The sequence below is a fragment of the Paenibacillus sp. 05T425 genome (assembly GCF_056396205.1).
Genome location: NZ_JBFTLA010000003.1, coordinates 224425 through 247241, shown reverse-complemented (window position 1 = coordinate 247241; position 22817 = coordinate 224425). Strand labels below are relative to the sequence as shown.

Sequence of the window (22817 nt, the reverse complement as noted above, 5' to 3'; positions counted from 1 at the left end):
TTTCGTGTGACTAGATGTTTCTTTATTTCAATGTAACGGTATACGACTCTCCTGCCACAGTAGGGAAAGGCTTGCTCGTATCCAGTACTGCTCCGTCCGCTGAGCGAACGACAAGAGCCATATCTCCATAAGACAACACGCAATTCTGACCATGCGTTGAGCGAACAAGCGCATCAATCAGCTTGCCGTCTGCCCAGTTAAGGTCGATCTCGAAGCCGCCTCTTGCCTTCAATCCTCGAATATAACCAGTCGGCCAAGCCTCTGGCAAGGCAGGCAATAGCTCGATGTTGTCCAAGTGACTTTGGAGCAGCAGCTCAGCTATCCCCGCTGTTCCGCCGAAGTTGCCATCGATTTGGAACGGCGGGTGATCGTCGAACAGATTCGGATGCGTTGACCGGGCTAGCAGCGTATGAATGAACCGATAGGCTTGCTCCGGCTCGCCCAGGCGTGCGTACAAATTAATAAGCCAAGCACAGCTCCAGCCCGTATGCCCGCCGCCATTCGAAATACGGCTCGCCAGCGACAGTTTGCCTGCTTCTAACAGCTCCGGTGTATGCTCGCGGTTAATAGCCGTCCCTGGATAAATCCCGTAAAGATGTGAAACATGACGATGACCAGGCTCTTGCTCTTCGAGAGCATGATGCCATTCTTGCAACATGCCGCTAGCACCAATCTGAAGCGGCGGCAGCATGCCTAGAGCCGATTCAATTCTTACACTCAATTGCTCATCTGTACGAAGCAGCTTGGCCGCTTGAAGCATATGCTCGAACAGCTCGCGGATCAGCGTAATGTCCATAGCGGAGGAAACCGCTACGCTGCATGCTTCGCCCTCGGCCGTCAGGAACTTGTTCTCCGGCGAGGTCGATGGCGAGGTCATCACGTATCCGTCTTCCGTCTCAATCAGCCAATCGAGGCAGAACAATGCCGCTCCGCGCATGATCGGGTACGCTTTGTCACGCAGAAACGCCAGCTCTGGATTATACAAATAATGCTCCCACAAATGCTGCGTCAGCCATACGCCGCCCAACGGCCAGAACGCCCAGCTCGGATGACCCTCGGTCGGAGTAGAAGCACGCCATAGATCGACGTTGTGGTGCGCAACCCAGCCCTCTGCGCCATAATGAATGGCCGCTGTCCGCGAGCCGCTTTCGCTTAGCTCCTCGATCATCGTCAGCAACGGCTCATGGCATTCGCTTAAATTCGCTAGCTCGGCTGGCCAATAGTTCATTTGTGTATTAATGTTCGTCGTGTAATCGCTGTTCCACGGCGGTTGAATGCGATGATTCCATATCCCCTGCAAGTTCGCAGGCTGTGTTCCCGGCCTTGAGCTTGCCATCAGCAAGTAGCGGCCATATTGGAAATAAAGTGCCTCCAGCCCTGGATCCCTCTCGCCTCGCTTATAAGCGGCAAGACGCTCGTCCGTCGGCAGCTGTCCATACTCCGTCTCGCCAAGATGAAGCTGTACGCGGCGGAACATCTTCTGATGCTCCGCGATATGCCGCTCGCGAAGTTTCTCGTAACCGAGTGCAGTTGCTGCCGCCAAGATTCGATCATTCTCTTCACTCAGCTCGTCCACTGAGCCCTCCGGCTGCTTGTCGAACCGCTTGAAGCTCGTTGAAGCTGAGAAGATCAGCGTGATTGAACTCGCATGCGACACCTTCATGCAATGCTGATTGTGCTGATCAGTCGATATCGCGCTCTCACCCTGCAGGACGGCAAGACGCGCTTGAAAAATAACGCCTCGGTCGCTTTCGTATTGCACCGCTCTTGGATGATCGCCCCAGTAGTTGTCCGCTACATGCGTCGGACAACGACCGTCAAGCGTCAGCGAGCGGTCCTTCTCGCTGCCTAGCTCATTCGGCTGCGGGGATGTGAGCGATGCCTCGATCGTTAAGCCGCCCTCACCCTCCGCCTCATACTTGACGCACAGCACCTGATCGACGGCGCTGACGAACAGCTCGCGGCGATAGAACGTATCGCCAATGCGGAAGCGAACTGACTGAATCGCTTGGTCGAGATCAAGCGACCTTATATATTCGGCGGCCTCTTGCTCACCGCCGCCGTCAAACGTTTGCTTCAGCCACAGATCGCCCAGCGGCTGGTATGATTCCGTATTGCGCCCTTGCATCTTCGACTGGACGAGCTGCTCCGCTTCCACATATTTATGGTCTGCTAGCAGCTCTCGCACACGCTTCAAATAGCGAAGCGCCTCGTAGTTGTTCGTATCGCGGGGAAACCCCGACCATAACGTATCTTCGTTCAATTGAATGCGCTCTTGATTGATATCTCCGAACACCATGCCGCCGATTCGGCCGTTGCCGACCGGAAGCGCCTCTTCCCAACATGAGGCCGGTTGCTTATACCATAACGACCACGGTTGCTCGTTATTTGTTTGTTTGTCCATGTGCTTCGCTCCTGTTACCGCTTTCATCAACTGTGAAAGAAGGTTATTATTCATCATAGCTACAATGTATCTGCTGCAACACCCGTAAGATCTCATGAAAAATCATATAAAAATTAGCGTTGACCCTGTCCACATCATAGCATTGCAGGATGACATTTACAGTCCGATTTTTGTTTGATAATAAACTTTTCGAAGCGGCAAAGAAAGAGCAAGGAGTGCTCATGCTCTCCCTGCTCTTCTACTTATCCTAATTTTATTTGATTAATAAATTGTACCTGCTCCGAGCCGCTCACGATTTCCCCTATCTCATAGGAATGGCAATCAAATGACTTTAGATGAGCCTTTATATGAGGTATCGATGCCGAATCAGCGACCAAAGTGAGACCTACGCCCATATTGAACGTCCGCAGCATATCCTCCATAGGCACTTGACCTTCCGCTTGAATCGTTCTGAATACGGGCAATACCTCGATTCGGCTCAGGTCGATTCGCGCGCTGGTCCCCCCAGGGAGTATTCTGTTCAGATTTCCCGCGATCCCTCCGCCGGTAATATGCGCCATACCATGAATTTCTACATCGTTCACGCTTCTAGATATCAATCCTTTGAGGGGCTGGTAATAGCATTTGTGCGGCTCCATAATCACATCCAGGAAACTTGAGCCTTCGATGGTCAGGTCAAGAACATCCGGCTTATCGTCGATCAGCTTGCGGATAAGTGAATAGCCGTTCGTATGCACGCCGTTCGAGGTGATCGCGAGCACCGAATCTCCGATTTGAATGCGGCTGCCGTCAATCACTTTGTCACGATCGACAACGCCTAGCACGGAAGCGTTCAGCATATATTGACCTTCGGGCAATACGCCCGGCTGCTCCGAGGTTTCTCCCCCGATTAAGGTACAATCCTGCTCACGGCATGCTTGCGCTAAATGTTTGACCAGCTCGACAACAGTGTCCTTCTCGATCTTCCCGCATAATATCGTATCCAGAACCGCCTCCGGTTTTGCCCCCATCACAACAATGTCATTCACTAGATGATTGATCAGATCGAAGCATATGCCCGCTACTTTGCCATACTTGAACGCCAATTGCTGCTTCGACCCCGGCTCTTCCGCCTTTAATACGAGGATGGGATGTTGAATTCCCTTAAAGTCAGCTTCGAATAACGATGCGAATGCACCTGGTTTATTTATTACTCGGCGATCCTCTTGCGAAAGCGACATGATATCAGCCATCTCCGTTTTTGCGACATCTGCTTGATCAATGTTGACACCTGCGTCCTTGTACGTAAACTTTTTCTTCATAACGTCCACTCCAGTCTGTATTCATACTGTCCATGAAACTCATTATAAAGATTAATTGTCATTTCCAAATGTACAGAAAAATAATAAAATGGATGACAGATTACAATCTCGATCAATGCCGGACGAAAGGAATCTAACCGACCATGCTCATACCGCCGCAGTGGAGCGATACGTCTTCGGAACCGATCTATGTTAGGATTTACCGTTTTTATAAAGAAAACATTCTAACAGGCTCTTTGTCGCCGAACTCGAGACTCCCTTCGATACGAGCGCTTGCACAGCATTTGGGAATTAGCCGCAATCCCGTAGAAACCGCATATGCTCACCTCGTCGCTGAAGGTTATATTGTCAACAAAGCAAAAAGCGGCTATTACTCAGCCGTCATTGAGCAGCTTACTACTGCCGAAAACGGCAAGTTTACACGCTCGCTTCCGATTACTCCTCCTGTTCGGCTTGCAACGCCAGCCGTTGACATCGATTTCAGCCATGACAAGATGAGTACGGAGCATTTCCCGCTTCCTTTATGGAAAAAGATGACGCTGAACATTTTACGCTCAACCGATCTTAACTTGTTCAACTATGGAGACAACAAAGGAGAGCCCAAGCTTCGCTCCCTCATCAGTGAATATTTGCGTCAGAACAGAGGTGTAGTCTGCGAGCCTCGGCAAGTCATCATCACTTCAGGCACACAGCAATCCGTGTATATATTGAGCTCGCTGCTCCGTAACAAGGAAGGTGCGATTGGCGTGGAAGCCGCTATGCATCCCGGAATCTATTATATGTTCAAGCAGCTGCTGAACCCCGTTCACTTACCGCTGGATAGAGACGGCCTTTCCTGCAGCGAGGCAACATCTTCGGATTCCATTCCTTTAAAAAGCATCTACGTAACGCCTTCACATCAGTTCCCATACGGAATGGTGCTGCCAGCCGCGAAAAGAATTCAACTGCTGAATTGGGCAATCCACACGGACGGGTATATTATCGAAGACGATTACGACAACGAATTTTTGTACGAAGGAAGCCCGCTGCCCGCCTTGCAGGGCATGGACAATAATGGACGCGTTATCTACTTGGGGACGTTCTCCAAGGCGCTTGCGCCCGCCATTCGGCTTAGCTACCTCATCTTGCCGCAGACGCTTCTGGAACACTTCGATAGCGAATATGTCCATTACGATCAAACCGCGTCGAGGCTGACTCAGAAAACGATGGAGCTGTTCATGGAACAAGGCCATCTTGGCAGACATGTACGCAGAATGAGGAAATTGTATCGGGATAAAAGGGATCAGCTCATTCGCGCCATACATGCCGCCTTCGGCAATCATGCGAATGTGCTTGGTTCGGCTTCCGGCCTTCATCTCATTCTTGCGTTCCATAGCACCTACAGCACCGAACAGCTTGTCCAGCTTGCAGAGAGCCAAGGAATCAGGGTCTACCCGGTCTCTTACTATCATGTTGCGGGACGCAATGTTTTCACTGCTGCCTCAGAAACAACCACAGCTTCACAATTTGTGCTCGGGTACGGCGGATTAACTGCCGAGCAGATTACGCTTGGCGTGGAGAAGCTCGCCGAAGTTTGGCTTGAAAGCTGAATAAATGAAAACGGGATAGAGCAGGGTTTATTCTGCTCCATCCCGTTTTCATTTGGGTCGCTTAATGCTTGTCATAAACTCGCTTCGTTGCACTCTTTGCAACAGATAAGGCTTTTAAACGGCTCTTCATTGATTGCCGTTGCAGAAAATACAACAGAATACTGAATATAGCTTCGGCTTTGACCATGAAAACCTAATTCTGTTGTATAATATGCAGCGACGGACTAACTAAATATTATAAACCAGCTGCTGCGTACACTTTGTCGAAGCCGGCTTTAGAGCGCTCGACGAGGCTTTCCGCCGTGCCTTGCGGCGCTTCTGCGCTCAATATTTCCTGCACAACCGCGCCTTTGTAGCCGATTTTGTGAAGCGAGCTAAGGAATCCGGCCAAGTCGATAACGCCTTCGCCAGGGTATACCCTGCCATTATCGAGCGCTTCCGCGACCGGTACGTTAGGCGCGTCGTTGATATGAACATGAACGATCTGCTCCGGACGAAGTGCCTCAATGTCCGCTGTGCCGAGCTCATTCGTGTACCAGTGGTAAGCGTCGAACAGCAAGCCGACGTTGCTCTCACCAATTGCATCGATCCAATCAAGCGTTTCTTGCAACGTCCAAATGAACGGATTCGCCCAGCGCGTACGCAAGTGGTGCGGGCCTACGAACTCCAGGCCGAGGCGGATGCCGTAAGCGCCAAGCACTTGCGCGCAAGTGCGCAAGCGGCGAGTTGCCAGCGCCATGAAGTGCGCAGCAGGCAAATCCGTAGACGGCAAAATATATGTGCAGCAGCTCGTGCAGCCAAGCGATGCCGCAGCCGCAGCCGTGGCAGCCAGACCCTTCAAGCCCTCGCGAAATGCCTCTTCTGTCCCGCGCCATTCCACAGGAAGTCCGATCGAGCCGATCACGACTCCGTTCGATGCGAGCAATTCGCGAGCTTGTTCCAATCCATGGCGCTCAATAAGGCCGCGAGCGTCGATGTCGACGGCTTGGAAGCCGTATTTCGCCGCAAGCTCAATGAGCTGCTCGTCGCTGTCCAGCTTGCCTAGACCTGCGCCTGACAATCCTCTTAACATGTTGTCACTTCTCCCCTCATTAAGTAAGTTATTAAATATCCCAGTTCAGCTTTACTTCGTTGCCCGTACGGGACGATTCGTAAATCGCATCTAGAATCAGGTTGTTCGTAAAGCCGGTAAGCGCCGAAGTGATCGGCTGTTTGCCCTCGCGAATGCATTCGAGGAAGTGACGGCTTAGACGTTGTCTCTCGCCTTCGTCATTGTCAGCTCTGGACAGCTCGGTTTCGATCGGACGATCGAATTTCTCGGTCAGCAGCTTGCCCTTCCCGCCGCGGTAGCTTGCGCCGCCCTCGGAGCCCATCAAGTGAATGAACGGAGTATTGTCGGTATCCATATGAACCGCCCAGCTTACTTCGAGCGACAGCGTGCTGCCGTCTTCCATTTTGATAAGCGCCGTTGCCAAGTCTTCCACGTCGTAGCTGCCATCCCAGTTCGGCTTGCCCCATGTACCGATGCCCTTGCGCTTAGGACCAAACTCCGCATACGTTGCGCCGTATACCGATACCGGTTTTGGATTGCCCATTAGATACAAGGCAAGGTCGAGCATGTGTACGCCGATATCGATCAACGGGCCGCCGCCGGCCTCGTCCATTTTCGTGAACCAAGTGCCCCATCCCGGAATGCCCTTGCGACGGAACCAGCCTGTTTTGGCCGTATAGATCTTGCCTAACTCGCCTCGCTCAACCTGCTCCTTAATCTGCATCGGAACCGATTCCCAGCGCATTTGGTGTCCGACCATTACGACTTTATCAGACGCCTGGCTTGCTTTCAATATTTGACGGGCAGCGTCGCTATTGATTCCCATCGGCTTCTCAAGCAGAACATGTTTGCCTGCTTCCAGCGCTTGAAGCGCAAGCGGAGCATGGAATTGATTCGGAACGCCTACAATAACCGCGTCCACGTCCGAGCGGGCGATAAGCTCCTCCGGGGAAGCAGCTACGTTCGCTATGCCGAATTCCTTCGCACGCTCTTGCGCGAGCGGCAAGTAAGCATCTGTGATCGCTGTAATCTCACACTGGTCTGCTAGTTTAGTAAATTCCGTCGCATGCACACGACCGATATTGCCTGCGCCAATGATGCCAATTCTAATTTTATTGTTGCTTGCCATAATAATTAGTCCTCCCGAAAGTTTCAGTCATTGTTATTTGTGCTGCATTTCAGCTAACTTAAATCCATTCACCCTACGTACTTTATGGTAAAATAAAAAGATAAAGAAAGCGCGCTCTTTCTTCGATAAAAGTCTCAGTTTTTCGGAGGTAGCTATAGAAGATGACCTATTTTCCCGATTACTTGAAATCGTTTCCAAATATGGACACCTCTTCACCGCTTCATATTAATTTGAATCGCTTGGATAGCGGCTTCCGCCCTCATCGGCATGATTTCTTGGAATTCTCCTATGTGATCGACGGCGCAGGCGCAGAAGCCATCAATGATGTCACTCATGTTATGAAGCCCGGCACGTTCACCTTCGTGCTTCCTTATCAAGTGCATGAAATATTCACGGAGCAGGACAGCACGCTTGTCCTTTATAATTGCAATTTCAGCATGGACTTGCTGATGGGACCAGGGCGTGATGAATCGCTCAATGATTTCATCGAACAATCCGCGCTTCCGTCCTTCGTCCAGCTAGAAGGGCAAGCAAGCGAGAAGATGCGCGCCCTCGTAGAAGAAATGTACGCCGAATATAAGAGCGCAAAGCCTTGGAGATTAACGTTGCTTCAATTAAAGCTTAAGGAAATATTGATCCACTTCGATCGCGAGCGGCGTATTGCAGCTCCGCAGCATATGGATGCCCAGCCCGCCAGTAAGAAGAGTTACTCGGTATGGCCGATCATTCACTATATCCATCTGCATTACCAAGAGGATCTGTCGCTAACCGACCTATCTGCCAAGTTCTCAATGAGCATATCCCGCATTAGCGAGGTTATTAAGGAGACGACAGGCCAGACATTCGTACACTTCCTGCACGATTTGCGGCTTCGCCATGCTTGCAGCCTGCTTGTATCGACGGAGATGAGCGTGTCGGAGATCGCGTTCGAGGTCGGCTATGGCTCGTACAAGACGTTCTCGCGTATTTTCCATGAGAAAAAAGGCGTCGTGCCGAAGGATTATCGCAAATTGAAAAGGTTCAGCGCAAGCACGGCAGCTACTGTAATAACCGATGCTCATTAGATCTCGTAATGATCATTATCGAACGAAAGCCGGGCCCGCTTGTTAAGCTGGCTCGGCTTTTCCCGTTCAATTGGTATAATGAATAACGGCGCTTACAACCCCTGCCACAACGAGACAGCCGTAAACGATAAAAGAAATAATCATCAACTGTCGCCTACTCACAGCTCCGCTTCCCTTCTGCGTCATAATAGGCTATGCCTCTTTCCTATGCCATACTATGCAGACCGTGACAAATGCGGAGATTGTCCGTGCTATTTCTTTATTTCCGCAACCGGGGCTATTTGCATGTTCTCACTTACCAGTAATTGTATTACAATAGACGTAATCAATAGACCGACATCATTCGTCATGAATCGCTTAAGCTGAATACTGATTCGAAGAGAGGTACGCATATGTCATTCGAGCATCAACAGAAGGCGGCGAGCAAGCATACTGCTTCCAAATCCAGCGATACGACGGCATCAGCCGGGAGCGCGGCGAGTCAAGCTTCCATGTCCTCCTCACAGCAGCAGCAGCTGCAATTACAGCAAGCAGGCGGCAATCAGGCTGCATTGCAATTGCAGCGCGGACAAGCCGCTCAGCGGAAAGCTGACGGAGGCCCAGCCGAAGGCGGTGCAGCCTCTGGCGGTTTAGGGGGCGGCAAGCTTCCGTTGCCTATGTATGACAAAATACAAGCCGCATTCAATGTCGACGCATCCAGCGTGAACATTCACGCGAATTCATCCGAAGCTTCGAAGGTCGGCGCGCTTGCATATACACAAGGAAACGATATCCACTTCGCGCCGGGTCAATATAATCCCGAATCCTCGCAAGGACAAGAGCTGATCGGCCACGAAATGACCCATGTCGTACAGCAGCGCGCTGGCAAAGTGAAGCCGACGACGGAGATCGGCGGCATGCCCGTCAACGACGACCCGAAGCTCGAACGCGAAGCAGAGAGTATGGGCAGGCGCACTGCCGCGGCCAGCAGCCCGGTCCAGCGCTCTGCCGATCCGACTGCCGCAGCCTCCGCTTCTTCAGGAGGAGGCTCGCATGCAAAGGCGCCTATTCAGCGGCTGCCTACCCGCAGGCAAATGGAGAAGGAATTAAATCCTAAGTCGAACTTTCTTTTCATTAAGAACAGTACGCGGGTGAAGTCATTCCTCTCCCTCCTCGACAAGTTCAATAACTATGTGGACGGGACGGATGTTGGACGAACAGCCGACGCGATCAAGAAACAGATGGTCGTACTCAAGTCGCTGTACGGCAGCATCGAGCAATCCGCGCTTCAATATATAGAAACCAAGGAGGAGGGCGGCAAGCAGGATGCGATGGCTCAATTCGTTGAGCGATTGAAGCGAGAACGAGCGCTTATGCTTTTGAAGGCGCAGAACTTTGTCGACTCCCCTCCCGATCTCCCGCCAAAATGGTTCATTGTCATGACCAGCCTGCGCGGCATGGACCCGACGACAATTAAAGATATTAACAAAACCGGCGAGAGCGGCAGCGGAGCGCTCAACTCCGTTGACTTCGTCAATCTCGGTGATCGCGAAGGCGTATTTAAGGGCGACAAGCAGAGGATCGTGGAAGGAAGCGAGCTGCAGGGCGCTTCCGAAGACGAGAAGCGCGCTGCGGATACAGAGCATTGGGTAGCGGGCACGATGGCCAAGATCAATACGAATGATGCTCATATGGCAGCGCGTAACGTAGCGGCCTCAAGGCTAGACAAATGGCTGGGAGCAGGGGTCATCGCACACGCTGAATTCGCGCTACACGAGAGCGGCGGCACAGTCAAATCCGGGTCTTTCATGGAGAAAGCCAAAGGGCAGCAAGCGGGCAAGTTCGAGACGACGACTATCGACTTCGCCGACCCGGTGCTGCAGCGGAGTCTCTCTCGCTTACAGCTTATGGATGCGCTGTGTATGCAGGTCGATCGCCATACGGGCAACTTTTTCGTCCAGACAGACGATAGCGGCAACGTTCTTGGCATTACCGGCATCGATAATGATATGTCGTTCGGTGAGCGGACTGAGGTGCATAAGGGCTCACAGGAATATCCGGGCCTGAGTCGTTTCGTCGACAAAGACTTGGCGGAGCGCATCATCGCGCTTCAAGACGACGATCTCATCTTCATTGTCGCTGATCTACTGTCTGCCGCCGAGGTGAAGGCATTGCTTACGCGGCTAAGCTTGCTGAAGGCGCATCTGAAGAAGCTGAAAAGCGATGGCAAGCTGCTCGACGCCGGCGACTGGAACAAGCAGACATCGGACGACCAGCTGGAAGAGAAAACAAACTATTTGAACACCTTCAATTGGAAGCTCTCCAAGACATAACAAGCAGGACTGCGCGGCAGTCCTGCTTGTTTTCTTTTTTTACGGGTACATTCTACTCTACCAACCAGCTGTCTATGATCCTCATTTGTCTCGTAAGGCTATCGCACAAGCCATTCCAATGGGATGAGCATATCTTATATTAGACTACTAGGAAAGGAGCTGACAGAATAATGTGTTGCAAACCATTTTGCCCTACTGTTCGCGTATTCGATCCTCCTGTCACGGTTGTAAACGACGTATTTCACCCACAAATCGTGGAAGTCGTTCATCAAGTGAATGTCGTTACCCGTCACCACTGCGTGCCGTGTGAAAAACATATCTATGAATATTGTTACCACGATGAAGGGCTCTCCCAAAGTGGGGAAGATAGCAGTAACGGAACATCTACTATTTCCAGAACGAAATCGAGAAAAAAACAAAAACGTTCCAAACGATAATCCATTCGGGTCAAGCGTAAACGGCTATCGCTACGCACGAACCGTTAGCTGCGTCTATACGCAGCTCGGTTCTGTGCCGTCCTTTGGCGGCGTTAGCTAACGTTTCGCGGATGAAATATAAGTCCGTTTATAAGCCTGAAACTTATAAAATTCTTATATTTTAGAAAACGAAGAAAAAGGGCAACCGATCGTTTCATCGGAATGCCCTTCTCTAGTTTTTAGCCTTTATTACTTATATAGGCTCGCTTTTTCTTTCAGCAAAATGATAGACGCCTAGCCTTTGATCGGTCTCGCGAATCCGATGAATCAGCCGGCACAGATTACCCATCATATCGGCATCCCTCGTGGTCGAGGCGGCTTGATACAAGGTGTGGAGACAGCCTAGCGCGTGGTCCCTGTTGACTGCGCCATTCCTTAAATTACTTAGAACTTTCTCCGTCTCGGCATTAATGAACCATACGACACGCTGTTTTAAAGAAGAATTTTTCAACGATCAGCCCTCCGATGAATGTCATGAAGCTTACATTAATCAGTATAACGATCCTCTGCCAAAAACACTGTCGAAGAACGACGTCGAAAAACAACTTGTTTGGTTGGTTTTCTGCCAATAAAAGTCATTTATTTCAATTCGCTAACCGTTCCCCGCTGACGGGATGGAATGAAAGCCGATGCAAGCAGGACAAGCATGCTCACGGCGCCAAGCCATACCAGCACAGTGGTCGCATGGTTCATCGACAAGCCTTGGCCGAAGAAGAAGATTTCGCGCAATCCGTCGATCATGAAACGCATCGGAAGCCATGTCAGCACATAATCCTGATAGAACGAAGGCAGGAACTCAGCCGGCATATTAAGCAGCGGTCCCCCGAAGAATAAAAAGATCACGAAGATTGCCATCCCTTTGATGCCGATCAACGAAAATACGGCAGAAATCATTAGGAAGAAAGCAATGTAGCTGATCGCAAGGAATATGGCCGTTTCATTGAACTGCGGAATGTTAAGACCCCAGCTGTCAGCGAACCATGTGAAGCTATAGCCTGCTATTAAGGCGAGTACAATGCCGCAGATGACTTGCATAGCATTTACCTTTAGCTTCGCTATAGGGGATGTGAGCTTCAAGCTTTGTTTTACGAACAAGAAAATAATGCTGCCTACAATACTTGCCATCCATAGCGGCTGGAACAATGCGAAAGGCGCGTTGCCGCCCGCACTATGCGTACCTGTCACGTTCACATTCGTTACGTCTTTGACAATCGGCGCTGCCAGCGCTGCTGCTTGTTTCGTTGACACCGTTCCTCCCTGCTCATCGAAGAACGCTATCAGCTCGCTTTGCAGCTTCGCATTAACGCCGTCTACCATCTGATTCAGCGCTTGGCTTGCCATTGTTGAAGCCATCGTGCTCATCCCTTGATTGACGTATATGCTAATATGAGCTTGCGTCGGGTCAGGTGAGCGCAGTGAAGCTTGATTGCGGCTGAAGTCGGCAGGAATAACGAGCGCTGCGTAATATTGCTGATCGTTAAGGCCTGCTTGAACCTCTTCGTCACTACCAACGGCTACCCACTTGATCGGCGCCTCTTCATCTGTAGCGCTAGCCGCGGCTTGCGCATTCTGAATAATAAGCTCGCCCATGTTCACATTGCCTTGATTCGGGATGTCGACTCCTTCATCCTCGTTCACAATCGCGATCGGCAATTGCTTCGGTGCCGGATTAATGGAAGGAATAGACGTCAGGCTAAATATAAATAATACAGCAATAACGATAATCGGCAGTAATAATGTCAGTTTGTTTTTGAATAAATTCATGGTAAGCCTCTCCCTCTCTTATCTCAAAACTTTTCATTGATTGAACGTACGTTCAATTAAATGGCCCAAATAAATCCTTGAACGCCGGTTGTTGCTAGGCGGTTCAAGGATTCTATTGCTCCCATAAGGTGACGGTAAAATCGATCATCTCTTTAATATACTTTCCTTTGTCCTGCTCCTGCACGAATTCGATACCGATAATTTCGCTAAGGATAAGCTGCATGCCGGCGCCGACAACTTGCCTCGAAGCAAGATCGTAATTAAGCTCTCGAATCTCGCCCTTCTCATGCCGCGCTTGCAGGAACTCTCTGAAAAATTGCTTCTGTACTTGTATAAATCCGCTTAGCTTCTCTCGCTCTTCCTTCTCGAGCACATCGCTCTCGCGAATCAATATCCGAGCCGAATCCATATCTTCCATGAACAGCTCGTACATACGTCTGATCAACGCGACAAGTGCTTCACGGAGCGGTAATTGCTCGATATGTTTATTGACTAACGATATTTCCGTGAATCTCCGTTCGAAGCTTTCTTGAAGCAGCACCGATAATATTTCACGTTTGCCCCCAGGAAAATAATGATAAAGAATACCATCCCCCATGTTTAACTTCCGATTAATTGCACGTACGGGAGTGCCGTGATAGCCTTTCTCGGCGAACAGCGCTTTAGCTGTCTCAAGCAGCTTCTCTCTTGTTTCGGCTGCCTGTTCCTTGCGTGTGTTACGAGCCATGCTGATCACGTCCTCCTTTCATTCAACGTTCGTTTAACGAAATATTACGTCAAACCAGTTATAATGTCAACTCGTAATCCATCCTTTATTTATGACAACAGACGCCCGCCACATTGGCGGACGTCTGAATTTAATCAAGATTGCTTTGCCCGGAACCTGATTCCTGCTTACATTGTTCCTCCGCCTCGGCGGATATTAGCTGGAATCTGCTCAGGACCACGATTTATATTGTCATAAATAAACTGGGCGACTGCCCGTTCGTTGAAGCCGTCCAGCACCATCGTCTTCGTCCATGCCGTCACGACAAGCTCTGTGCCTTCTGGCAGCTCATCGTTAGGAACGGCTAGTACGCCAGCCCCTGCCTCACGGAACTTCGCTAAATATTGCAGCAGGTTTACTTGATCGTGAGTAGCGGATGGACGGTAATGGATAATAATGTCGCCATGCTCCAGATTGTGAACAAGCAGCTCGAAGTCCGGCCGTTCGCTATAGAAGCCGAATTTAATGTCATGCGGGCTATGCGGTCCCGAAGTCGGGATGCTCATCTCGTAATCGACTTTGCTGTCGGTATGATCCGCACCGAAATATTCGTCGGTTTTTACCTCTATCTTCATATCGTAATTCAACTCTGCGACATCATATGTCTGCATCCACTTTGGCAAGTAATGTACAAACACGAGAATAAGCGCGACGACAATGAGCAAATGGCCTGATAGACGCCACTTCTTCACGGTCTGCTTCAACAAATTCCGCTCTTCCTTCTTCATTCGGTTGACATTTAATTTATTTTTGCGGGCGGCCAAAATATAACTTATGATGGCAATGATAAGGATAAGTCCTGCAGCATATAACCAAATTGCCGATTCCGAGCCTTGATTGTGCATATTAATATGAGTTTCCATAATCGGTTACAACACGACCTTTCTTTCGATAATTATGTCATTGCTAATACGGTCAGCGCCATAAGAAGCAGCAGCGCATAAACGGAAATGACGATTGCAGGCGTCTCCAGCTTAACCGGAATCGCTCGCTGCGGTTCAATAAGCTGGCGCAGCCTATAGTTGATAGCTTCATCAGAGAACGAGGCGAGAACGGGACTAGTCGAAGCGCTGCGGATGATGCCGCTGCTTTGCACCATTTTCAACAACGCGCCTCCAAGCCCAAGCTCCGAACCCGTTGCCTTGATGGCATGCTCGTCCGCTTGCAGCTCGCACATGATTTTGTAATTCGCATGCGACCATCGCGTTAACGGAATGAACCAAAGCGACTGCGCGATAAGCTGGAGCACAAATAGCTTCAATGCGTCATAGTTGTGACGATGGAACGCCTCATGCGCAATGACGGCCTCGAGCTCCTGCTCGTCCAGCAGTCCTACAAGTCCACTCGATAAGACGATCATCGGCTTACGAAATCCCATTGTGAACGCAAGCGGCTCCGCTCGGTCGATGACGATCATTGATGCACGCGACGAAACATGAAATCTATGCTTCAATTCCTCCGTATACTGGTGCATGTGAAGCGAAATCATTGCTGCTTTGAAGCGTGTTAAGCGTACGTATTGCTGGATTATTCGAATGAGTGCTATGAGCAGCATATGGATAATGAACGCATTCATTGCGTAAGTAATCAGGTTATAATACCACGATTGCTGCTTGAATAAGCTAAGACACAACTTGAAAATATTCAGATGCACATTCATTCCGAACATAAGATGAGCCGCATACATGCCGATCTGTCCAAGCACGACCAGAGCGATAAGTACGCTTAACGACAGGACGATATTCGACTTCGTTTTCCAACTTGTCATTGGCTGTCCTTCTTAAGCTGTCTTAACTTGGCCTCCAGCTGCTGAATCAACGACTCGTCAACGTCTTTAATCGCATCGAGCATGTGGTTAATGACGACGCCTCCGAACTCGTCAATCAAGTTCTCGGTCAGCTTCCTTGATTGCTCTTCGATGAAAATCTCCTTCGACTGGGTCGGACGATACAAGGAAAGCCTTCCTTGCAGTCTCCTCTGCAGTATGCCCTTCTCGACTAACCGATTCATCACGGTCATAACCGTATTGAAGTTAACGGGCTTGTCTTGTGCAAGCTTGTGCTGAACGTCTTTGATGCACAGCTCCTCCGCATCCCACAGCAGCTCCATCACTTTCGCTTCCAAGGAGCCAAAAAACCGGTTCAAACCGATTTCATCATATTTAAAATGATTGATTTTCATTCCGCTCCCCCTCCACTACACATTATAGTGCAACGACCTGCGCCAGTTCAAGCTGCTTCCTTTTAATAACATCTCACCTCTAATAATCCGACAAAATATCGCCATATTTGCAAAACGTCCTCCAATACTACTACAATAGTAATTAACAAATCTAAGGAGGCTTCCCACTATGAGCACATTTAAATCTTGGCTGCAGAGCAGCAAGCAAGGGCTGACCGATCAAGTTAAAAAGTTTAAAAATAAAGAATTTCTGGACGCAGTCGTGGCAGGATGCGCGATTGTAGCTGGAGCTGACGGCTCTATTGATTCCGCCGAGAAACAAAAAATGACCGGCTACATAAGCCGCAGCGAAGAATTAAAAGTATTCGATATGAGCGATGTCATTAACCGTTTCAACCATTTCGCCAGCAATATCGAATTTGACGGCATGATCGGCAAACAAGAAGCGCTTAAGGCGATTGCGAAATTCCGCAGCAAGCCTGATGTCGCACGCGTCATCGTTGGCGTATGCAGCGCGATCGGCGCGGCGGACGGCAACTTCGATCCGCATGAGAAAGCAGCGGTTACCGATATTTGCAACGCGCTTGGTTTGAACCCTAGCGAATTCAGCTTGTAATCGTTATGGAATGAAGAAGAGCCCTTACGCTAGATAAAGCGTACGGGGCTCTTTTGGTTGATATTTATGGGATTAGAGCGTATAAATTTGAGATACTTTGCCATTCGTGAACGTTACGTATTGACTTAAGCCGTAACCCCACGTTTCGATCGTAATCCCGCTGCCGCTTACAACACTAGAGGAACTCGGATTTCCCCACGACAGTAAGACTTGATCCTTCGTCATGCCGACGCCGATTTTCTCGGCTTTGACCGCTGTCCATATTTTCGTGGACCAGTTATATTTTTTGTACGGATCATACGTCAACAGATAGTAATCTGTAGCTAGATACGATTCTACGGCACTGCTGCCATACAATACGCTTGACTTGACTTTAACGCCTTTCGTCGTTTGGAAAACAATTACGAAATCTTTTGATGCATCGGGAATGATATCAATAATCGTTAGTTTAATGAATCGGTCTGCACCTGGAACATGATTAGACCAATAAGACTTCCCAATGTACTTCGTTAAAGTGCCAAGCGCCTCTCTCTTCAGCACGTTCGCTGTTTCAGGCGTTTCGATTTTCATTTTGGCTGCGCCGAACAAGATCGTGATCGTCTTGTACTTGGCATCCCATTGCAGCTTAGCACCGAATACTTTCGTCAACAAGGCTGCCGGGAACACGGCTGTTCCGTTTGCCGTTTGAATCGGACCTCCGAGCACTACCTCCTTGTCATTCACGGTGGCTTTGGCTTCGCCTGACTTCAGCTTGATCGCCGTGCTTCCAACCTTGATATCGAATGTCTTCGACGCTGCTGTATACACAACTGTACCGCCGAGCGATTTGAAGACAGATTGGATAGGCACATAAGTTACATTCTTAATCTGCGCTGCATTTTTAAGGTTCGCGCTCAGACTTGTCGTTACAGTAAGCGTCTTCGCTGCAGTCCCGGATGTAACGGTAACTTTGGATACTCCGACGCCGAGTGCTTTAAACGTACCATTGCCAATAGCTTTCAATAAATGCGGTTTGTCGATTTGTACAGTGGCTTGGCTCAAAGGCACTTTCTTCGTTTCACCTGTAGAATACGTCTCGGAAATTTCCGCTTTAATGCTATCTCCTACATTCGGAGTTAGATTAGATAGATCAAAAGTTAGATCAGCTACTTTTGGAATCTCAATCGGCTTCTCCAATCCATATTTGTACAATTTCCAATCTCCGCTATTAGTTAAGAAGTAAAAAGATTCATCATCTTTTAAAGCCGAAATCTGCTTCACATTTTTTATACCCGTAAGTTGCTTCTCTAGTTTATATCGGTATTCATAATCACCTGTTACCCACACAGTTCCATCCTTAAGAGTTACGAGAAGCTGTCCGTTGTCGGCAAATACGATACCCGATGCATCTGATGTCACCTTCTCAGGTATGATCTTCCATCCGTTCTCGTAATCGATATTTCTCTCATCATAAATCATGACTTCACCGCTGGAACTTAAAGTTGCGGTCCGCCCTTTATTGTATTCCATGACAGTAGCATCAATAGCAATAATAGATGCAGCGTCACTTAGAGTATAGTTTTCTTCCACGCCTGCTGCTGATAGTACCCCTGACTTTGTAAGGTAAGCAAGACTTCCTCCGCTTCCGCCGATTAGGCGAACTTTAGAAGTCATTTTGTAACCATCGGTTGACCATAATGTGCCATCAGTCTTCAGATATGAACCATACACTAACTGGCTGATGCCTGTTTGTTTGGTGTCTACTGTCGGTTCAGTAATGTAATCCCAAGAAACAAGCTCTCCCTTTTTCGTTACACCAAAGCCCTCTTTGCCATATCCTACGATCTGCGCGATATCCAAATTTTTACGGATTGGGCCATTCGAGTTTTTCACCCAGATCGAACCGTCATCCAATAAAAAGTTGTCGTAAGCCACGCCTATTACTTTCGTACCAGTACTAGCTGCTAACGCTACAGTTCCGAGCGAAGCAACGGACAATACAGTTAAGCAAAAAACGACCAATATTGATAAATATCTCTTCAAATCTATCTCTCCTCACTTATGTAGTAGGAATATTGTACCATGTATGTAGCGTACAAGTAAGGAAAATTTCGGAATCTATAATTTCGATATCTTGCTTTTTTATTGAAAATGGCGTACAGAATGCACTCTTGGAGGGTATACTAAAGCAAGAGGTGATCAGCATATGGAAACGTGGAATGATCAATTTGAGAGACGTCCTATTCAAGAGACAGGGGTATCACGGGTAGACTTAAGCGAAGAGAAATGGCAGGCAATCCTGCAGAACGATATCACCTATGACGGCAAGTTCTGGTACGCTGTCAAGACAACGTCCATCTTCTGCCGTCCATCTTGCAAATCTCGGCCCCCTAAGAAAGAAAATGTCCGCATCTTCATGGCACCCGAGCAAGCGTTAGCGGCACGATTCCGCCCGTGCAAGAGATGCAAACCCACAGGCGAGAAGCTGCCGGACGACGAGTGGATCAGCCTTGTCTCGGAATATATGAACAGCCATTATAATGAAAACATCACGTTGGAGCTGTTGGCCGAGATTAGCCATAGCAGCCCCTTTCATTTGCAGCGTACGTTCAAGCGTCTTTGCGGCATAACTCCCACTGAGCATATGCAGCAGTTGCGAATGGAGCATGCCAAAAGATGGCTTGCCGAATCCGATCTTAAAATTGCCGACATCGGCTTGCAGGTTGGAATGACCAATACGCCATATTTCGTCACCTTATTCAAACAGAAGGTCGGCTGTACGCCTGCAGTTTATCGGCGACAGTACAAGAAAGGGGATAACATTCATGAAAGCTGACAACCATTCATCTATCTATTGGTCGCTATTATCAGTAGACGATTGGAAGCTTCATCTAGCAGCTACACCCATAGGACTTTGCTATATTGGCTCGCAAAATCAATCGCTGGATGAGATATCCCTTTGGGCTAGCAAGAAGTTCCCCGGCAGCGCGCTCGTACAAGATGATAAAATGCTGGAGTCATACAAAACGATATTAATTGGTTATCTGCGAGGTACGGTGGACAGCGTCGACATGCCGCTCGACCTGCGAGGAACTGCTTTCCAATTGGACGTGTGGAAAGCGTTATGCGAAATACCGTATGGACAAACTTCGTCGTATTCGGAAATCGCCAGCCGCATCAACAAGCCTTCTGCCGTACGGGCCGTGGGCACCGCGATCGGAGCTAATCCCGTCCTCATTACTGTCCCTTGTCATCGGGTAATTGGCAAGAACGGCTCGCTAACCGGTTTCCGTGGCGGCCTTAGCATGAAGTCAGCGTTGCTCGAACTAGAGCAGAGTCGTTCCGGCATCGATAACAATACGAAGGAACACATCGTACATGGCTAACGAGACTTACAAGCGCACGCATCCGAAAACCATTTTGAACAAAGGAACCGGTTATCTATCGGGATACAGCCATACGCTTAATCCGTATGCAGGCTGCTCTTTCAGCTGCTCATACTGTTATGTACGCCAAATGCCGATCTCCCTCTTCCGGCAGGAAGCATGGGGATCATGGGTAGATATTAAGCAGGACGCGGCGAAGCTGCTCCGCAAGGAGCTAGCGATTGCGAAGCGCAAAGGGCCTGTGACGATCTTCATGTCCACGAGCACCGATCCTTATCAGCCCGTCGAGCACAAAGAAGGCGTCACCCGATCCTTGCTGGAAGCAATGGTCGATGAACCGCCTGATTTCTTGTTCGTGCAGACGCGGAGTCCGCTTGTGCGCCGCGATATTGATTTGTTCGCTCAGCTTGGAGATCGCGTGCGGATCAGCATGACGATAGAGACGGATATCGAGGATATCCGCAAGCAATTTACGCCGGAAGCTCCGCCGATTGCGGCGAGGCTGAAGACGCTGCAGCTCCTCCGAGACGCCGGCATTCCTGCGCAAGCGACCATCGCGCCAATTCTCCCAAGCAGCGAGATGTTCCCCAAGCTGCTAAAGCCGCTCGTTAATCGCGTATGTATCGACGACTACTATATGGGCGACGGAAGCGGAGGCAAACGAACGAAGTCTATCGGTATGGAATCGATCTATGCCCGATTAGGACTCGAGAATTGGTACAAACCGGACGCCTATCGGTTCGTCTATGATCGCTTCATCGAAATATTTCCCGCCGAACAAGTATATATAAGCCAAAGAGGCTTTGAGCCTTAAAAAAGCTTATTCGGAAGATAGCTTCCACAAATAGATCGATGCGACTGTACCGAAGGGCGAATAGAACGTACGATACTCGTCGAACTGCTTTTTGGACAGCTCGCTTAAGCCGTATAACCTCATCATTCCCTTGCGGATCGCCGCATCGCCCCAGCTTACGATATCCGGCCGCTCCAAGGCATGAATAAGCAGCATCTCTGCCGTCCATTGCCCGACACCTTTAAGGGACGTAAGCCTCGCTGCAACCTCGGCATCCGGCATGTCATTAAGCTCTTCCAATTGCAATTCGCCGTGCACAATCGCGCTCGCAATCGCATGGATATTCTCAGCCTTCCTCATGGACAACCCGCAGCTCTTGATCGCTTCTACCGTATGCTGTGCCAGATTGTTTGGGGTCATCGCACCGAGGCGCTCCTGCATTCTGGCCCAAATCGTATCAGCAGCCTTAACCGATATCAGCTGACCGACCATCGCTTCCACGAGGGATGCGAATAAATCAGGAGTAACCTCGCGCTGCGGCAAGCCTAATCGATCAATCGCCGCACCTAATACAGGATCGGCTTTCCTTAAGTAATCCAGCTCGCGCTGTCCGTAATCAAAGTTTTTTTTATTAGCAGTCTCCAATGGTATCTGCCTCCTCATCACAAGTATACCGAATATGACTACACTATAACGCTTCGGAGGCTTGTTGTGCGGCTATTCGAATAGAATAGCAACATTTTGTAATCGAACGCTACAGCTTCCGAGCCGCTTCGCAGAATTGCTCCAGCGCCTGGGTGAGCAGCGATCTTGGGCAAGCCAGGTTAATCCGCAGCCAGCCCGCTCCATCCTCGCCGAAGCCGGAGCCTTCGTTGAAAGCTACCTTCGCCTGATGGAACATAAGCTCCTTCAAGCCGCGCGAATCTAGACCAAGCGATCGGCAATCCACCCAGAGCAAGTATGTCGCGTCAGGCATCATCGTCTTCACTTGCGGAAGATGCTCGGCTAAATATTGATTAGCAAATTCGATATTCCCCTCGATATATACGAGAAGCTCATCCAGCCATGCCTCTCCTTCATTAAACGCCGTCTCTACTGCGTCTTCGGCGAAATGGTTCGCATTCCGGAGGCCAAGCAGCTTCAAGCGCTGATCCATTCTACGCCTGGAGGAGGCATTCGAAATAACCATGAATGACGTGTGAAGACCTGGGAGATTGAACGTCTTTGTAGCCGAAAGACAAGTAATCGTAATGTCTGCGAGCTCTGGAGACAACGATGCGAATGCAGTATGACGATTCCCCGAATGAACGAGGTCGGCATGTATTTCGTCGGATACGACCGTAACCCCATAACGCAGACAAAGATCGCCTAATCGGCGCAATTCATCCTCGTTCCAGACGCGCCCGCCCGGATTATGAGGACTGCAAAGCAGAAGCAGCTTTGCACCGGCTTGGAACATTGCTTCCATGCCGTCGAAGTCCATTTCATACCGATTTTTGACGACGCGCAGCGAGCTTGCCCCAACCACACGGTCGTTGCCCCGAATCACTTCATAGAACGGGTAGTACACCGGCGTCTGAATGACAACCGTATCGCCTGGCTCGCTGAACAGCTGAACGGCTAAGCTTAGCGAAGTGACAACGCTTGGCGAGTCGACGATCCAGTCATTCTGAATGGTCCATTCATGCCGGCGGCTGTACCAGCTAACGATCGCTTCATGATAGCTGTCTGTTCGAACGGAATAGCCGTAAGACCCTAACTGGGCACGTTCCACGAGACGTTTTGTGATCGCAGGTACAGTTAAGAAATCCATATCCGCAACCCATAAAGGAAGGAGATCCTTCGCGCCGAACATCGCTTCCGCATGATCCCATTTAAAAGAACGCGTATTTTTACGATTCACGATTTGGTCAAATTGATTGTTGGCTGCCATGTAGCTTCACCAGTCTTTCTTCATAAAGTATGTCTTAATCATAGTGCTTCTTGCCGTAAAAGAAAATAGAGAG

General features: G+C 49.5%; 20 protein-coding genes. 7 read left to right on the top strand and 13 right to left on the bottom strand.

The genetic code is table 11. From position 1 onward, the window contains the following. Positions 1-22: 22 nt before the first annotated feature. Positions 23-2404 (bottom strand): glycoside hydrolase family 95 protein, encoded by a 2382-nt coding sequence (locus AC1DF0_RS07835; RefSeq protein WP_477573581.1) that lies wholly within the window; start codon positions 2402-2404, stop codon positions 23-25. Positions 2405-2646: 242 nt separating this feature from the next. Next, on the bottom strand, positions 2647-3705 hold the full coding sequence (gene purM / locus AC1DF0_RS07830; protein ID WP_477573580.1) for a phosphoribosylformylglycinamidine cyclo-ligase: 1059 nt from the start codon (positions 3703-3705) through the stop codon (positions 2647-2649). Between the two features lie 143 nt (positions 3706-3848). On the opposite strand from purM, the gene pdxR reads away from it, so the two are divergent. After that, entirely contained in the window at positions 3849-5294 is a 1446-nt protein-coding gene (gene pdxR, locus AC1DF0_RS07825; RefSeq protein WP_477573579.1) for a MocR-like pyridoxine biosynthesis transcription factor PdxR, read from the top strand. Positions 5295-5529: 235 nt separating this feature from the next. Here pdxR and AC1DF0_RS07820 read toward each other — a convergent pair whose 3' ends face one another. Continuing rightward, on the bottom strand, positions 5530-6366 hold the full coding sequence (locus AC1DF0_RS07820; protein ID WP_477573578.1) for a sugar phosphate isomerase/epimerase family protein: 837 nt from the start codon (positions 6364-6366) through the stop codon (positions 5530-5532). A 31-nt stretch (positions 6367-6397) separates the two neighbouring features. After that, positions 6398-7474, bottom strand: a complete 1077-nt coding sequence (locus tag AC1DF0_RS07815; RefSeq protein ID WP_477573577.1) for a Gfo/Idh/MocA family protein — start codon at positions 7472-7474, stop codon at positions 6398-6400. Between the two features lie 161 nt (positions 7475-7635). On the opposite strand from AC1DF0_RS07815, the gene AC1DF0_RS07810 reads away from it, so the two are divergent. Together AC1DF0_RS07810 and AC1DF0_RS07805 are read left to right on the top strand one after the other, a co-directional pair. Continuing rightward, positions 7636-8538 (top strand): AraC family transcriptional regulator, encoded by a 903-nt coding sequence (locus tag AC1DF0_RS07810; protein ID WP_442049883.1) that lies wholly within the window; start codon positions 7636-7638, stop codon positions 8536-8538. Between the two features lie 392 nt (positions 8539-8930). Beyond that, entirely contained in the window at positions 8931-10850 is a 1920-nt protein-coding gene (locus AC1DF0_RS07805) for an eCIS core domain-containing protein (protein ID WP_442049884.1), read from the top strand. A gap of 669 nt (positions 10851-11519) precedes the next feature. Here AC1DF0_RS07805 and AC1DF0_RS07800 read toward each other — a convergent pair. The 6 genes from AC1DF0_RS07800 to AC1DF0_RS07775 all read right to left on the bottom strand — a co-directional run bounded on the left by AC1DF0_RS07800 (position 11520) and on the right by AC1DF0_RS07775 (position 16037). Further along, positions 11520-11777, bottom strand: coding sequence for a hypothetical protein (locus tag AC1DF0_RS07800; RefSeq protein WP_442049885.1), 258 nt, complete (start codon positions 11775-11777; stop codon positions 11520-11522). Between the two features lie 128 nt (positions 11778-11905). Next, positions 11906-13090 (bottom strand): YhgE/Pip domain-containing protein, encoded by a 1185-nt coding sequence (locus AC1DF0_RS07795; protein ID WP_442049886.1) that lies wholly within the window; start codon positions 13088-13090, stop codon positions 11906-11908. A 112-nt stretch (positions 13091-13202) separates the two neighbouring features. Further along, the gene (locus AC1DF0_RS07790; protein WP_442049887.1) at positions 13203-13817 is read right to left on the bottom strand and encodes a TetR/AcrR family transcriptional regulator; all 615 of its coding nucleotides are present in this window, start codon (positions 13815-13817) and stop codon (positions 13203-13205) included. Between the two features lie 167 nt (positions 13818-13984). Then, positions 13985-14701: a DUF3105 domain-containing protein gene (locus AC1DF0_RS07785; protein ID WP_477573576.1), complete on the bottom strand. Its 717-nt coding sequence runs from the start codon at positions 14699-14701 to the stop codon at positions 13985-13987. 50 nt (positions 14702-14751) lie between these two features. After that, the gene (locus AC1DF0_RS07780) at positions 14752-15624 is read right to left on the bottom strand and encodes a M56 family metallopeptidase (protein ID WP_442049889.1); all 873 of its coding nucleotides are present in this window, start codon (positions 15622-15624) and stop codon (positions 14752-14754) included. Continuing rightward, positions 15621-16037, bottom strand: a complete 417-nt coding sequence (locus AC1DF0_RS07775) for a BlaI/MecI/CopY family transcriptional regulator (RefSeq protein WP_442049890.1) — start codon at positions 16035-16037, stop codon at positions 15621-15623. Before AC1DF0_RS07775 ends, AC1DF0_RS07780 begins: the two co-directional genes overlap by 4 nt. A 169-nt stretch (positions 16038-16206) precedes the next feature. Here AC1DF0_RS07775 and AC1DF0_RS07770 point away from each other — a divergent pair, with 169 nt between their 5' ends. Then, a complete protein-coding gene (locus tag AC1DF0_RS07770; protein WP_337098446.1) occupies positions 16207-16653 on the top strand; it encodes a tellurite resistance TerB family protein in 447 nt (148 codons plus the stop codon). A 72-nt stretch (positions 16654-16725) separates the two neighbouring features. Here AC1DF0_RS07770 and AC1DF0_RS07765 read toward each other — a convergent pair whose 3' ends face one another. Further along, a complete protein-coding gene (locus AC1DF0_RS07765; protein ID WP_477573575.1) occupies positions 16726-18675 on the bottom strand; it encodes a stalk domain-containing protein in 1950 nt (649 codons plus the stop codon). Positions 18676-18838: 163 nt separating this feature from the next. On the opposite strand from AC1DF0_RS07765, the gene AC1DF0_RS07760 reads away from it, so the two are divergent. From AC1DF0_RS07760 to AC1DF0_RS07750, 3 genes are read left to right on the top strand one after another with little or no spacing between them, the layout of a single operon-like run. Further along, positions 18839-19468, top strand: a complete 630-nt coding sequence (locus AC1DF0_RS07760; protein ID WP_442049892.1) for a bifunctional transcriptional activator/DNA repair enzyme AdaA — start codon at positions 18839-18841, stop codon at positions 19466-19468. Then, positions 19458-20018, top strand: coding sequence for a methylated-DNA--[protein]-cysteine S-methyltransferase (locus AC1DF0_RS07755; protein WP_442049893.1), 561 nt, complete (start codon positions 19458-19460; stop codon positions 20016-20018). Before AC1DF0_RS07760 ends, AC1DF0_RS07755 begins: the two co-directional genes overlap by 11 nt. Next, a complete protein-coding gene (locus AC1DF0_RS07750) occupies positions 20011-20832 on the top strand; it encodes an SPL family radical SAM protein (protein WP_442049894.1) in 822 nt (273 codons plus the stop codon). The genes AC1DF0_RS07755 and AC1DF0_RS07750 overlap by 8 nt, the downstream gene beginning before the upstream one ends. 6 nt (positions 20833-20838) lie before the next feature. Here the strand turns inward: AC1DF0_RS07750 and AC1DF0_RS07745 are convergent, their stop codons facing one another. Continuing rightward, on the bottom strand, positions 20839-21456 hold the full coding sequence (locus AC1DF0_RS07745) for a DNA-3-methyladenine glycosylase family protein (protein ID WP_442049895.1): 618 nt from the start codon (positions 21454-21456) through the stop codon (positions 20839-20841). Positions 21457-21565: 109 nt separating this feature from the next. Then, positions 21566-22744 (bottom strand): MalY/PatB family protein, encoded by a 1179-nt coding sequence (locus tag AC1DF0_RS07740; RefSeq protein WP_442049896.1) that lies wholly within the window; start codon positions 22742-22744, stop codon positions 21566-21568. Between the last annotated feature and the right edge of the window lie 73 nt (positions 22745-22817).

What these genes read in the sequence shown, in the direction of transcription:
- AC1DF0_RS07835 (WP_477573581.1), bottom strand. Translation starts at nt 2,404, where the DNA reads ATGGACAAACAAACAAATAACGAGCAACCGTGGTCGTTATGGTATAAG.
- purM (WP_477573580.1), bottom strand. Translation starts at nt 3,705, where the DNA reads ATGAAGAAAAAGTTTACGTACAAGGACGCAGGTGTCAACATTGATCAA.
- pdxR (WP_477573579.1), top strand. Translation starts at nt 3,849, where the DNA reads ATGCTCATACCGCCGCAGTGGAGCGATACGTCTTCGGAACCGATCTAT.
- AC1DF0_RS07820 (WP_477573578.1), bottom strand. Translation starts at nt 6,366, where the DNA reads ATGTTAAGAGGATTGTCAGGCGCAGGTCTAGGCAAGCTGGACAGCGAC.
- AC1DF0_RS07815 (WP_477573577.1), bottom strand. Translation starts at nt 7,474, where the DNA reads ATGGCAAGCAACAATAAAATTAGAATTGGCATCATTGGCGCAGGCAAT.
- AC1DF0_RS07810 (WP_442049883.1), top strand. Translation starts at nt 7,636, where the DNA reads ATGACCTATTTTCCCGATTACTTGAAATCGTTTCCAAATATGGACACC.
- AC1DF0_RS07805 (WP_442049884.1), top strand. Translation starts at nt 8,931, where the DNA reads ATGTCATTCGAGCATCAACAGAAGGCGGCGAGCAAGCATACTGCTTCC.
- AC1DF0_RS07795 (WP_442049886.1), bottom strand. Translation starts at nt 13,090, where the DNA reads ATGAATTTATTCAAAAACAAACTGACATTATTACTGCCGATTATCGTT.
- AC1DF0_RS07790 (WP_442049887.1), bottom strand. Translation starts at nt 13,817, where the DNA reads ATGGCTCGTAACACACGCAAGGAACAGGCAGCCGAAACAAGAGAGAAG.
- AC1DF0_RS07785 (WP_477573576.1), bottom strand. Translation starts at nt 14,701, where the DNA reads ATGCACAATCAAGGCTCGGAATCGGCAATTTGGTTATATGCTGCAGGA.
- AC1DF0_RS07780 (WP_442049889.1), bottom strand. Translation starts at nt 15,624, where the DNA reads ATGACAAGTTGGAAAACGAAGTCGAATATCGTCCTGTCGTTAAGCGTA.
- AC1DF0_RS07775 (WP_442049890.1), bottom strand. Translation starts at nt 16,037, where the DNA reads ATGAAAATCAATCATTTTAAATATGATGAAATCGGTTTGAACCGGTTT.
- AC1DF0_RS07770 (WP_337098446.1), top strand. Translation starts at nt 16,207, where the DNA reads ATGAGCACATTTAAATCTTGGCTGCAGAGCAGCAAGCAAGGGCTGACC.
- AC1DF0_RS07760 (WP_442049892.1), top strand. Translation starts at nt 18,839, where the DNA reads ATGGAAACGTGGAATGATCAATTTGAGAGACGTCCTATTCAAGAGACA.
- AC1DF0_RS07755 (WP_442049893.1), top strand. Translation starts at nt 19,458, where the DNA reads ATGAAAGCTGACAACCATTCATCTATCTATTGGTCGCTATTATCAGTA.
- AC1DF0_RS07750 (WP_442049894.1), top strand. Translation starts at nt 20,011, where the DNA reads ATGGCTAACGAGACTTACAAGCGCACGCATCCGAAAACCATTTTGAAC.
- AC1DF0_RS07740 (WP_442049896.1), bottom strand. Translation starts at nt 22,744, where the DNA reads ATGGCAGCCAACAATCAATTTGACCAAATCGTGAATCGTAAAAATACG.